The organism is Halobellus sp. H-GB7 (assembly GCF_030848585.1).
Lineage (GTDB): Archaea > Halobacteriota > Halobacteria > Halobacteriales > Haloferacaceae > Haloquadratum > Haloquadratum inordinatus.
Genome location: NZ_JAVDDW010000004.1, coordinates 286,742 through 297,888 on the forward strand (window position 1 = coordinate 286,742; position 11,147 = coordinate 297,888).

Annotated in this window: 12 protein-coding genes; 9 read left to right on the forward strand and 3 right to left on the reverse strand. The window is 67.1% G+C overall.

Features of this window, described 5'->3' with window-relative positions; all coding sequences use genetic code 11:
* Positions 1-184: 184 nt before the first annotated feature.
* The 6 genes from RBH22_RS10095 to engB all read left to right on the forward strand — a co-directional run bounded on the left by RBH22_RS10095 (position 185) and on the right by engB (position 5,541).
* Positions 185-2,161: an aconitate hydratase gene (locus RBH22_RS10095; RefSeq protein WP_306677386.1), complete on the forward strand. Its 1,977-nt coding sequence runs from the start codon at positions 185-187 to the stop codon at positions 2,159-2,161.
* A gap of 240 nt (positions 2,162-2,401) precedes the next feature.
* Positions 2,402-2,908, forward strand: a complete 507-nt coding sequence (rimI, locus tag RBH22_RS10100) for a ribosomal protein S18-alanine N-acetyltransferase (RefSeq protein WP_256546653.1) — start codon at positions 2,402-2,404, stop codon at positions 2,906-2,908.
* A gap of 68 nt (positions 2,909-2,976) precedes the next feature.
* Complete coding sequence (locus tag RBH22_RS10105) at positions 2,977-3,489, forward strand: DUF5810 domain-containing protein (protein ID WP_306677387.1); 513 nt, start codon at positions 2,977-2,979, stop codon at positions 3,487-3,489.
* 137 nt (positions 3,490-3,626) lie between these two features.
* Positions 3,627-4,160, forward strand: coding sequence for a DUF5809 family protein (locus tag RBH22_RS10110; protein WP_306677388.1), 534 nt, complete (start codon positions 3,627-3,629; stop codon positions 4,158-4,160).
* A gap of 38 nt (positions 4,161-4,198) precedes the next feature.
* Complete coding sequence (locus RBH22_RS10115) at positions 4,199-4,762, forward strand: NUDIX hydrolase (protein ID WP_306677389.1); 564 nt, start codon at positions 4,199-4,201, stop codon at positions 4,760-4,762.
* Positions 4,763-4,920: 158 nt separating this feature from the next.
* Entirely contained in the window at positions 4,921-5,541 is a 621-nt protein-coding gene (gene engB, locus RBH22_RS10120; protein WP_121568805.1) for a GTP-binding protein EngB, read from the forward strand.
* Positions 5,542-5,732: 191 nt separating this feature from the next.
* Here engB and RBH22_RS10125 read toward each other — a convergent pair whose 3' ends face one another.
* On the reverse strand, positions 5,733-7,058 hold the full coding sequence (locus RBH22_RS10125; RefSeq protein WP_306677390.1) for an NUDIX domain-containing protein: 1,326 nt from the start codon (positions 7,056-7,058) through the stop codon (positions 5,733-5,735).
* Positions 7,059-7,220: 162 nt separating this feature from the next.
* Between RBH22_RS10125 and RBH22_RS10130 the strand changes: the two genes are divergently transcribed.
* Together RBH22_RS10130 and RBH22_RS10135 are read left to right on the forward strand one after the other, a co-directional pair.
* Positions 7,221-7,976 carry a coenzyme F420-0:L-glutamate ligase gene (locus tag RBH22_RS10130; protein ID WP_256288833.1) on the forward strand — a complete coding sequence of 252 codons (756 nt, stop codon included), beginning with the start codon at positions 7,221-7,223 and terminating at the stop codon, positions 7,974-7,976.
* Complete coding sequence (locus RBH22_RS10135) at positions 7,966-9,012, forward strand: 5,10-methylenetetrahydromethanopterin reductase (protein WP_306677391.1); 1,047 nt, start codon at positions 7,966-7,968, stop codon at positions 9,010-9,012. Before RBH22_RS10130 ends, RBH22_RS10135 begins: the two co-directional genes overlap by 11 nt.
* A gap of 44 nt (positions 9,013-9,056) precedes the next feature.
* Here RBH22_RS10135 and RBH22_RS10140 read toward each other — a convergent pair whose 3' ends face one another.
* The gene (locus tag RBH22_RS10140; protein ID WP_256288831.1) at positions 9,057-9,302 is read right to left on the reverse strand and encodes a hypothetical protein; all 246 of its coding nucleotides are present in this window, start codon (positions 9,300-9,302) and stop codon (positions 9,057-9,059) included.
* Between the two features lie 91 nt (positions 9,303-9,393).
* On the opposite strand from RBH22_RS10140, the gene RBH22_RS10145 reads away from it, so the two are divergent.
* Entirely contained in the window at positions 9,394-9,705 is a 312-nt protein-coding gene (locus RBH22_RS10145) for a hypothetical protein (protein ID WP_306677392.1), read from the forward strand.
* Positions 9,706-9,752: 47 nt separating this feature from the next.
* On the opposite strand, the gene RBH22_RS10150 is transcribed toward RBH22_RS10145, so the two are convergent.
* The gene (locus RBH22_RS10150; protein ID WP_306677393.1) at positions 9,753-10,955 is read right to left on the reverse strand and encodes an MFS transporter; all 1,203 of its coding nucleotides are present in this window, start codon (positions 10,953-10,955) and stop codon (positions 9,753-9,755) included.
* Positions 10,956-11,147: the final 192 nt, after the last annotated feature.

Consider the following 11,147-nt stretch of genomic DNA (forward strand, 5'->3'; position numbering starts at 1 on the left):
TCCGGGTCGAGGGAAGGGTGACCGGACCAGCCGCGCGCGAGATATTTATTATACTGGGGGTAAACTAATCGGCAGCGAGAGAGCCTGTTCCTATTGAATTAGGACAAACTATGTGTATTATGGACATACTTCTGGCCTCAAACATGCGGGATTTATAGTCGTAGACGGTCGACCCACGGATGTTATGGGACAGACGCTCACAGAAAAGATTCTCGACGATCACCTCGTCGAGGGCGAACTCGAACCCGGAGAGGAGATCGGGATCGAGATCGACCAGGTCCTCGCACAGGACACGACAGGTACGATGGTATGGCTGCAGTTCGAGGCGCTCGAGCTCGACGAAGTCCAGACCGAGCTCGCAGCCCAGTACTGTGACCACCAGACCTACCAGTTCGACTTCAAGAACACCGACGACCACCGCTTCCTCCGCTCTGCGGCCGGCACCTACGGCGCGTACTTCTCTCGCCCAGGCAACGGCATCTGCCACAACGTCCACAAAGAGAACTTCGCCGCACCCGGTAAGACGCTGCTCGGCTCGGACTCGCACACCCCGACGCCCGGCGGCCTCGGTCAGCTCGCGATCGGCGCGGGTGGCCTCGACATCTCCGTCGCGATGGGCGGCGGCGCGTACTACGTCGAGATGCCGGAAGTCGTCAACGTCCGCCTCGAAGGCGAGCTCCCCGAGTGGGCGAGCGCGAAGGACGTCATCCTCGAGATGCTCCGTCGGCTCTCCGTGAAGGGCGGCGTCGGCAAGGTCTTCGAGTACACCGGTCCCGGCGTCGAGACGCTCTCGGTTCCGGAGCGGACGACGATCACGAACATGGGTACCGAACTCGGCGCGACCTCCTCGATCTTCCCGACCGACGAGAAGACCGAAGACTACCTCGCGCGACAGGGTCGTGAAGACGAGTACGTCGAGCTCTCGCCCGACGAGGACGCCGAGTACGCCGACGAGGTCGTCATCGACCTCTCGGAGATCGAGCCGCTCGTCGCGAAGCCGTCGATGCCGGACAAGGTCGTTCCCGTCCGCGAAGTCGAAGGCGAGTCCGTCGAGCAGGTCATCGTCGGCTCCTGTACGAACGGTGGCTACGAGGACATCCTCCCGGCCGCGAAGATGCTCGAAGGCCGCGAGGTCGACATGAAGACCGAGATGATCGTCGCGCCCGGTTCCAAGCAGGCGTCGGAGATCCTCGCCCGCGAAGGCTGGACCGCCGAGATGATGGCGGCCGGCGTCAACTTCTCGGAGGCGACGTGTGGTGCCTGTATCGGCATCGGCCACGTCCCCGCCTCGGACTCCGTCTCCGTGCGGACGTTCAACCGCAACTTCGAGGGTCGTTCGGGCATCGAAGACGACTCCGTCTTCCTCGCCTCGCCGGAGGTCGCCGCCGCCGCGGCGATCAAAGGCGAACTCGTCGACCCGCGTGACCTCGCCGACGAACTCGGCGACCTCGAAGCGCCCGGCGTCGAGCTCCCCGACGCGTACGACGGCTCGAAGACCGACATCATCGAGCCCGAGGAGGCCGTCGACGACGAACTCGTCAAGGGCCCCAACATCGGCTCCGCGCCGATCGGCGAGCCGCTCGAGGCCGACATCGAGGGTGAAGTGCTCCTGAAGATGGAGGACAACATCACGACGGACCACATCATCCCGGCCACGTCGGACATCCTCAAGTACCGCTCGAACATCGAGAAGCTCTCGGAGTTCACGCTCTCGCGCGTCGACGACACGTTCGCACAGCGCGCACTCGACGCGGACGGCGGCGTCCTCGTCGCGGGCGAGAACTACGGCCAGGGCTCCTCGCGCGAGCACGCGGCGATGTGTCCGCAGTACCTCGGCATCGAGGCCGTTCTCGCCGAGTCGTTCGCCCGCATCCACAAGGCGAACCTGTTCAACTTCGGCATCGTCCCGCTCTCGATCGACGAGGAGACCTACGCGGACATCGAGCAGGGCGACGACGTCGAGATCGTCACCGACGTCGCCGAGGCCGTCGCGTCCGGCGAAACCGAGTTCACCATCCGCGTGAACGACGACTGGGAGGCCACCGCGGAACTCGACGCCTCCGAGCGCGAGCGCGGCATCCTCGAAGCCGGCGGCAAGCTCCGACTCACGAAGGAGCAGTACAAAGAGGGCGGTAGCGGCGCAGCCCCCGCCGACGACTGATCGGGCCAGCTCCGTCGGCACTCACGACAGCGCGATTTTTCTTTCGTTGCGATCGACTCGGAGCCACAGCAGCCGCAGCGTCGCGTCGCTGGGGTGCGGAGCGATGATCGCGACACCCCTGTCTCATCGCCAGTCGAACTGCCCCGAGCCAGCGGATTTTTGCCTCTCACTGTCGAACCCACTCGCGTGAGCGACTCCGAGAGTGACCGCGGAAACCGGACGGACGAGACGGAATCCGGTGTGGACGGATCGAACATCGCACCCGACGTCCGGGTCCGTCCGGTCGACCGCGCCGACCTGCTCGACGTTCTCGGCATCGAGCGCGCGTCCTTCTCGGAGCCGTGGCCCTACGCGGCGTTCGAGTCGGTACTCGACGCGCCGGCGTTTCTGGTGGCGGTTCGGACCACAGAGACCGTCGGAAGCAACGAGGAGATTCTCGGCTACGTCGTCGGCGACGTGATGCCGAATCACGGCCACGACATCGGCCACATCAAAGACCTCGCCGTCCGTCCCGACGCGCGCGGGGAGGGCGTCGGTCGCCGGCTGCTCCGCGAAGCACTGTTCGGGCTCTCGCTCGCGGGCGCGGCGATCGTGAAGCTCGAAGTTCGTGAGAGCAACGACGTCGCCCGGTCGCTGTACCGCAACGAGGGCTTCGAACCGACCCGGCGGATTCCGCAGTACTACTCCGATGGCGAGGATGCCCTTTTGCTCGTCGTCGACCTCCAGAGCCGGGACAGCGACGGATAGCCCACGGCTGCAACATACGGCCGCTCGGGACCCACACGCCCTTGTACTCCGACGCCGTACCCGCGGGTATGGGCTTTTCCTGTCCGGTCTGTGAGGTTCCGCAGCAAGATGCGACCCACCTCGCGAACCATCTCGCGTTCACCGCGATGGTCAACAACGACGACCACGAGACGTGGCTCGACGAGCACGTCCCAGAGTGGTCCGAGCACGGCGAGGCGGAACTCGCTCCGAAAGTGGCCGAACTTGCATCGGAGGCGGACTACGAACAGGTATTCGAAGACACCGCCCACGCGCACGGACACGACGGTCACACCCACCAGCACGGCCATCAGCACGGGCACCAGCACGACCAGTCCGGTCCGGGCGCGGTCGATCCCGAAGCGGCCGCCGCGGCCGGGCAAGGGTCGCTCGACGAGGAGGCCCGCTCGATTCTCGCGGAGGCGCGGGAGATGACCGCCGAGATGATCGGCTCGGACGCGGAGGCCGAGGCGGACGCGGAGACCGACGGAGAGGCAGATGAGGAGTCAGAACCCGAACCTGGTCCGAACACGGGTGCGGCGGGCGAAGAAACAGACCAGTAGCGCCGGAGAACTGATAGGGATTATCGTAAGTCCTCATAGATTTCTCGCCGGACGGTACGGCGAGAATCTCCGAACAGTTACGATAATCTCTATGACGAGACCGAAAACGTTTGTTCGCGAGTGGCCGACGGACGCGTATGGAGACCGAGGGAACCCTCTCGCCGGAGTCGCTGGCGACGGCGCGTGCGGCGTTCGAGTCGGCCGGCCCGACCGCGAAGCAGGTCGTTCGGGAGGCGGCCAAGGCGATGGCGTTCGATCGCGAGGAGTATCGCGAGCGCGTGACGGGCGAGGTCGTCGAACGGGCGCGAAACGTCCTATTCGCCGATCAGCTAGCTGTCACCGTCGGGTCACGTGCGGAGTTCGACGCGTGGGTCGACGAGCATCCCGACTACGAAGTGATCACGCTCGGCAGCGACGACGTCGACCGCGTCGCCTGGCACGCCGCGCCGTTCGCCGAGACGGCCGTCGCGGCGACGTTCCAGAACGAGCGCGAGGCTGCGGTCGGGACGCTCCGCAAACAGGCGTTCAGTCGGCTGTACCGGCCGGAGTTCGAGGTCGACAGCGACGGCTCATCGACAGACGACGATAGTCAGACCAGCGACACGGACAGCGAGACGAGTGACAGTGGCAACGAAGCAGATAGCAGTACCGAGACGAACGGACCCGAGTAACCACACGATTAAGCCGCGTCCCGCCGGACTGTCGTGTGATGACTGAGGACGGACGCAGACACGAGCCGTTACCGGATCCCGAGTGGCCCGTCCGCGAGTCCGAAACCGAGTACGAGACGGGCTGGTACACCGGCGGCTACGACCTCGTCGAACAGCCGAACGGGACGACGAAGCAGTACTACTGGGCCGAACTCGCCACGGCCGTCGTCGTCGTCGCCGTCGAGGACGACTCGGTGGTGTTCGTCGAACAGTACCGGCCGACGATCCGAGAGACGCAGTTGGAACTGCCCGCGGGGATCGTCGAGGCGGGCGAGTCGTTCACGACCGCCGCGGCACGCGAACTCCGCGAGGAGACGGGCTTCGAGGCCGGAAGCACGGCGCTCCTGCAGGACTTCTGGTGTTCGACGGGTGTGCTGCGACACCGCCGCGGCTTCGTCTTCGCGACCGATCTCACGCCGGTCGAGCGCGACCTGGACGACAACGAGTTCCTCTCGGTTCACTCGGTGCCGGTCGAGGAAGCCATCGACGTCGCCCGTGCCGAACCGACGAACGACGCGACGCTGGAAGGCGTGCTGCTGGCTCGCGAGGAAGGACTGCTGTAGCGCCGCGTCCAGGTCGATACTGTCGGACAGACGTTCGTGAACCATGTTGGCACCCACGGGGTGCCGAGAATTTTCACATCGTTCTGTCCGACAGTATGACGACCACGATTCGGGGTGTGAGCGTCAGCGTTAACCGCGGCGACGGCCTCCGCTCGCGTATGTTCGAAGATCGCCCGGACCGCGAGGAGGTCGTGCTCGTCGGCCGGTCGAACGTCGGGAAGTCGACGCTGATGCGGGAGTTGACCGGGCACTCGAAGATCACGACCGGACAGAAGCCCGGCGTGACGCGGTCGCCGAATCACTTCGATTGGGTCTCGGAGAACTTCATGTTCACCGACCTCCCCGGGTTCGGCTTTATGTCCGGCGTCGACGAGGAGCGGCGCGAGCAGATCAAGACCGACGTCGTCCAGTACGTCGAGTCCAACGCCGATGACATTCTCGCGGCCGTACTCGTCGTCGACGGCAAGAGCGTCATCGACATCATCGACCGGCACTCCGGCCCCGACGAGATCCCCCACGACGTCGAACTGTTCCACTTCCTGTGGGAACTCGACGTGCCGACGGTCGTCGCCGTCAACAAGATGGACAAGGTCGGCGACCGCGACGAGCGGCTCGACGCGCTCTGTGACCGACTCGGCCTGCACCCGCCGTGGAAGCAGTGGCGCGAGACGATCGCCCCGATCAGCGCGAAGCGTGGCGACGTCGACGCGCTGAACGAGGCGCTCCGGACGCAGTTCCACGAACAGAAGCGCGACGATCTGCTGAAGTTCGTCAGCTAGCGGCGTTGCTACTCGGGTGCGTGGCTCGGAAACGGTGGCTCAGTAAAGAGGCGTCATCACAAGGGGCTGAGTGGGGGTAACCCTCGTCATCGCCACCGGTAGACGATCGGCGCGCGCGAGTGAAGAACCTCTCGCTTCTCGTACTTCCGTCCGACCGCCGCACTCGTTCCTCGCCGCGCTCGCTGCGCCCCTCAGTCCGTGCGCTCCGCGTCCCACGCCGCGTTCGCCGCGTGGGCTTCGGCCACCGCCTGTACGTCGCGCCCGCCGAGCAGCCCCGCCTCGGTGGCGACGCCGTCGACGAGCGTTCCGGGGACAATCTCGAACGTCGGCGCGTGGACGTCGATGTCGGCGTCGCCGTCGTAGACGGCGCTTGCGGGCGAGGTCGCTGCGGGGGCGCGCTCAGCGTCGCCGTGCTCACCACCGGTCGCGGCCGACTCATCGATCGCGGCCGGCCGGATCTTATCCCGCGCGGCCACGGCGTAGACGGGAACGCCCACGTCGCGCGCGGCGAGCGCGAGCACGCGGGTCCCCGTCTTGTTCACCACGTCCCCGTTCGGGAACACCGCGTCGGCGCCGACGAGGACGGCGTCGACGTCGCGGTCGTCGAGCGCCGTCGGGAGCGCGGCCTCCGTCGTCAGCGTCACCCAGGCGTCCGTCTCGGCGGCGGTCCACTCCGCGACGCCGACGCCCTCGCATTCGGGGCGCGATTCCGCCACGACGACCGTCGAGGGGTTCAGGGCCGCGAGTGCCTCGCGGACGGTCCCGGAGCGCGAGAGCGTCGCCACCGCCGTCGCATCGGCGTCCCGAAGGCGGGTCGCGGCCGTCGTCGCCGCGCCGGAGTCAGCCTCGAACGCGTCGTGGATCGCGTCGATTGCGCGCTCTGCGACCGCGTGTGGGTCGGGCGCCGTGCCGTCGTCTGTGGCCTGCCACACCTCGGCGACGACGCGATTCACGCGGTTCGGGACGGCAGCCATCTCCGGTCGCGCGTCGCCGAGACTGCGCGCGACCTCCGCGACCGCCGCCCAGTCGTCGGCCTCGATAGCCGCGTCGCGGAGCACTTCGAGCGCGCGTGCGGCGATCCACGCCGAGCCGTGAGTCCGATCGTCTCGCACGTCCGCGACCGTGGGGGCGACTCGCAGCCAGGTCTCCCAGAGGCGCGGGACCGTCGCTCTGTCTCTGATCGCGGTCGGGTCGACCCACTCGACGGCGGCGAGTTCCTCGTTGGTCGTGAGTTCGCGCGTCCCGGTCTCGAACAGGAACGGGTGGACGGTGAACGAGCCCTGCTCGTCGTCGACCGCGAGTGCGTCGCCGGCGCGGACGAATGCGAGGTCGGTGTCCGTCAGGCCGACCTCCTCGCGGAGTTCCCGATACGCGTCGCGCTCGGCGTCGGCCGGGTCGCCCTCGACGTACCCCGAGACGCCGGCCCAGCGGCCCCGGTAGGTCCCGACAGCGTCGCTGCGGCGAGTGAGCAGGATCTGCCCGCGGTTTCTGAGGAAGCTAGTGACTACGTGTGCCATTGCCAGTAGTTCGCACGCCGGGCGAAACGTCTTTTCGGTGGGTCACCGAGATACCGTCGGTCGTCCAACTCACACGCGTCGCAAAACTGTGGTACTCGACCGTATACCGGAGACGCTAGCCATCACCTGTTCGCTTTTTACCGCCGCGCACGCTCACTCTGTATGGAACTGTTCGCTGTCCCCGATCTGCCAGAGGTACGGGCAGGCGACGACGTCGCGGCGCTGATCCGCGAGCGCGTCGATCTCCGCCCCGACGACGTCGTCTGCGTCGCCTCGACTATCGTCTCGAAGGCGGAGGGGCGTAGCGCCGATCTGTCTGACTTTCCGGCCGGACCGCGAGCCCGCGAGATCGCAGACTCGCTCGCCGAGCACACCGGCGAGGAGAAGGACCCGCGCTTCGCACAGGCCGTCCTCGAAGAGAGCGTCGAGATTCTGATGGACGCGCCGTTTCTCCTGACGGAGACGCGGTTCGGCCACGTCGGCGTCAACGCCGGCATCGACCGCTCGAACGTCCCCGACGGCGACCTGCTGTTGCTCCCGGAGCGCCCCACAGAGAGTGCAAAACGGATCCGAGAGGGCCTTCCCGCCGATCGCGTGGTGGTCACCGACACCTGCGGGAGACCGTTCCGGCACGGCCAGCGCGGCGTCGCCATCGGCTGGGCCGGACTCTCGGCGTCCCGCGACTGGCGCGGCGAGACCGACCGCGACGGGCGCGAACTCGGCGTCACCGTCGAAAACGTCGTCGACGAACTCGCCGCCGCCGCGAACCTCGTGGCCGGCGAGGGCGACGACGGCACCCCCGCGGTCGTCGTCCGCGACTTCGAGTGGGGCGACCACGGCGGCAGCGACGCGCACTTCCGAGAGATCGAGACCGACTTCGTTCGCCAGGCGGTCCGGGGGTGGTCGTATGCACAGTGACGACGCGACCGGTGCCGGAAGCGAGCCTCACGACGAGAGGGGACCAGACGACGGACCCACGCTCGGCATCGAACTGGTGCCCGACGACCGGATTTCGGCGGTCGTCGACGAGGGCGCCATCGCCGAATCCGTCGGCTACGACGTCGCGTTCGTGACGTGTCACTACAACAACCGCGACCCCTTCGCGACCCTGACGCGACTCGCGAGCGAGACCGAGACGATGCGGATCGGTCCGGGCATCGCGAACCCCTACGAACTGCATCCCGTGACGCTCGCCTCGAAGACCGCCACCGTCGCGGAACTGTCGGACGGCCGGGCGGCGTTCGGGATCGGCCCGGGCGACCCCTCGACGCTCCGGAACCTCGGCCTCGAGGACGAGCGCGGCCTGCGGTCGGTGCTGGAGGCGTTCAAAGTCGCACAGGACCTCTGGGCGGGCGAGCGCGTCACCCACGACGGCACGTTCGAGGCGCACGACGCCGGACTCAACTTCGAGGTGCCCGGCGAGATCCCCGTCTACGTCGGCGGCGAGGGACCGCATATGTGCCGGATGGCGGGCAAACACGCCGACGGACTGCTGTACAACGGCTCACACCCGGACGATCTCGCGTGGGCGCGCGACCGGGTCGAAGAGGGCAGCGAAGACCGCCCCGACCACCGCGGCGACTTCGAGTTGCTGGCGTACGCCAGCGTCAGCGTCGACGACGACGCCGAGGCGGCGCGCGAAGCGGCCCGCCCCCCGGTCGCGTTCATCGTCGCCGGAGCGGCTCCACCGGTGCTCGACAGACACGGCATCGACGCGTCGCTGGCCGAAGAGATCGGCGAGCAGATCAGTGCGGGCGCGTTCGGCGAGGCCTTCGAGCGCGTCACGCCGGCGATGATCGACGCGTTCTCGATCGCCGGCACACCCGCGGACGCCGTCCAGCGAATGAGCGCACTCCTCGATCACGCGGACGGTATCGTCGTGGGATCGCCGCTCGGGCCCGATCCCGAGACGGCGATCGAACTCGCAGCCGACGCGTTCGAGCAGGCGCAGTAGCTCGGCGGCGGTCTTCGTACAGCGGAAGAAAAGCGCGGTGCGGCTTATTGGACCGGCCGGTTGGGCGACGATTCGCGGGCGCTCGATCCCAGGCCGGTGAGCTGGTTCACGAGCGCACCGAGCGTGAGGTAGGTGAAGTACAGCACCGCTGCGGTCGTCAGCCCGCCGCCGAACAGGAACAGCACTGCGGTGAGCGGATCGACGCCGAGGAACACCTCGAAGAGGAACGTCCTGACGAGAGTGACGATGCTCGTGACCAACTGCACGATGAAATCGATGACCGAGACCATAGCCGGGGGTTCGTCCTCATCGTATATGTGTGTGCGGAACTCCGCGTGGCGAGTCGCCACCGCTAAGCCGACGCCGCCACTGGAGACTCGTATGGAGCGGGACCGGTCCCTCGAGGAATTCGTCGGCGACGCCGCAGAGGAATCGGGAGCGGACGAGCCCGAGACGGAGTCAGAAAACGGCGGCGCCGAGACGGAAGCAGGCGACGACGAGGGCGAGGCCCCCACCGGAACTCGCAGCGGCGACGTCGACGACGGCAAAGCCCCCATTGACGACGTCCAGGCGGCGACGGCCACGTACCGCTGGGACCCCGACGGCGTCGAGTGCCCTGCCTGTGGCAACGTCGCCGACCGGCTCTGGTCGCAGGACGGCCGACACGTCTGTGTGGACTGCAAAGACTGGTGAGCCGACAGCCGCAGGCCGATCCTGCATCGCTCCCGGCCGATCACTGCCTACGATTCTGAGACGCGGAGAGTGAGGAGGATCACGGCCGCGAGAACGACGGCGACGATCCAGTACCCCTCGTCGAAGTAGCCGCGGTCGGCGATCGCGCCGAACAGGACCGGACCGGCAGCCCCAAGCGTCGCGGTCGTGGTACGGACCACACCCAGGCCGGTCCCGCGGATCTCTTCTGAGAACGCATCCGAGAAGTACGACTGCGTGATCGCGCCGGAGCCGAGCATCGTGCTCACGAGCGCCGTGATCCCGACGAGTCCGACGAGGCTGTCGACGACCGGAAGCAGCGCAAAGCCGACGACGGGGCCCGAGAGCACGATCACGAGCGACCGACGGAGCCCGATCCGGTCGTAGGCCGCTCCGGCGACGGGCTTGACGAGGACGCCGATGGCGAAAAAGAGGCTGAAAAGAAGCGCCGCCGTCGAGGAGGATAACCCCTTCTCCTCGACGAGATACGTCGGATACAGCCCCGTGAACGCCTGCCAGACGAGGATGTAGAGAAAGAGGATGAACGCGAGAAAGACCACGTTGCTCGCGCGGATTTCGGCGAGTACGTGCCGCGCCGTGTCGGCGGAGAGTTCGTCGATACCGCTCTCGGAGTCAGTCTGTCGCGGTAGCAACACCCAGAGCGCGATCGCCGCGGCGGCGAGCAGTGGAATCATAAACGCGAGCCCCGCCTGCCAGACGACGGCGACGGCCAGCGCCCCCGCGACCGGCGGGAGGACGGTCTGTCCGAGGTCTCCTGTCGCCATCGTCACGCCGAGCGCGCTCCCGATTCGATCGGGGTAGATGGTCGCGAGGATCGTGATCCGCGCGATCGGGTACAGCGACTGGCCCAGGCCGACGAACGCGGTCGCCGCGAACAGCGCCAGCGCCGTGGGTGCGGCGACGACCGCCGCGACGGCGACGGCGACGACAGCGGCACCGGCCGTCATCACGAGGCGTTCGCTGTATCGGTCGGCCAAGATTCCACCCGGAAGCTGTCCGATCGCCGACCCGAGCCACAGGATCGTCACGAGCAACCCCGCGACCGAGAGACTGAGGCCGAAGGTCTCGCGGAAGTACGGGAGAAGAACCGGGTAGATCATCCGCGTGCCCAAGAGGAGGCCCCAACCGCCGGCGATGACGGCCAGCGAACGGCCCTCGCCGTCGCCCCAGAGCGCACTGGCTTCCCGACCGATCGAGCCGAGAATCGTCATCGACGTATCGGCTCCCGGCGAGGCTGTTCAGGGTGATCGGTCGGACGGACGTGCACTGCCGAAGCCTCGTGAGGGCGGTTGTAAAGAATTTCGACATCCCGCACTATAGTAGCGTTTGCAAGTCTTCACGCGCCTAATCGCACGCAGTCGTGCGATTGGCTGTGTAATCATAGGGATTATCGTCACTGTTCG

Excerpts from the sequence above, each read along its gene's own strand:
- RBH22_RS10140 (WP_256288831.1), bottom strand. The coding sequence starts at position 9,302 with ATGGTCTCGGTCATCGATTTCATCGTGCAGTTGGTCACGAGCATCGTC.
- RBH22_RS10110 (WP_306677388.1), top strand. The coding sequence starts at position 3,627 with ATGGAGACCGAGGGAACCCTCTCGCCGGAGTCGCTGGCGACGGCGCGT.
- RBH22_RS10130 (WP_256288833.1), top strand. The coding sequence starts at position 7,221 with ATGGAACTGTTCGCTGTCCCCGATCTGCCAGAGGTACGGGCAGGCGAC.
- RBH22_RS10105 (WP_306677387.1), top strand. The coding sequence starts at position 2,977 with ATGGGCTTTTCCTGTCCGGTCTGTGAGGTTCCGCAGCAAGATGCGACC.
- engB (WP_121568805.1), top strand. The coding sequence starts at position 4,921 with ATGTTCGAAGATCGCCCGGACCGCGAGGAGGTCGTGCTCGTCGGCCGG.
- RBH22_RS10150 (WP_306677393.1), bottom strand. The coding sequence starts at position 10,955 with ATGACGATTCTCGGCTCGATCGGTCGGGAAGCCAGTGCGCTCTGGGGC.
- RBH22_RS10115 (WP_306677389.1), top strand. The coding sequence starts at position 4,199 with ATGACTGAGGACGGACGCAGACACGAGCCGTTACCGGATCCCGAGTGG.
- RBH22_RS10125 (WP_306677390.1), bottom strand. The coding sequence starts at position 7,058 with ATGGCACACGTAGTCACTAGCTTCCTCAGAAACCGCGGGCAGATCCTG.
- RBH22_RS10095 (WP_306677386.1), top strand. The coding sequence starts at position 185 with ATGGGACAGACGCTCACAGAAAAGATTCTCGACGATCACCTCGTCGAG.
- RBH22_RS10135 (WP_306677391.1), top strand. The coding sequence starts at position 7,966 with ATGCACAGTGACGACGCGACCGGTGCCGGAAGCGAGCCTCACGACGAG.
- RBH22_RS10145 (WP_306677392.1), top strand. The coding sequence starts at position 9,394 with ATGGAGCGGGACCGGTCCCTCGAGGAATTCGTCGGCGACGCCGCAGAG.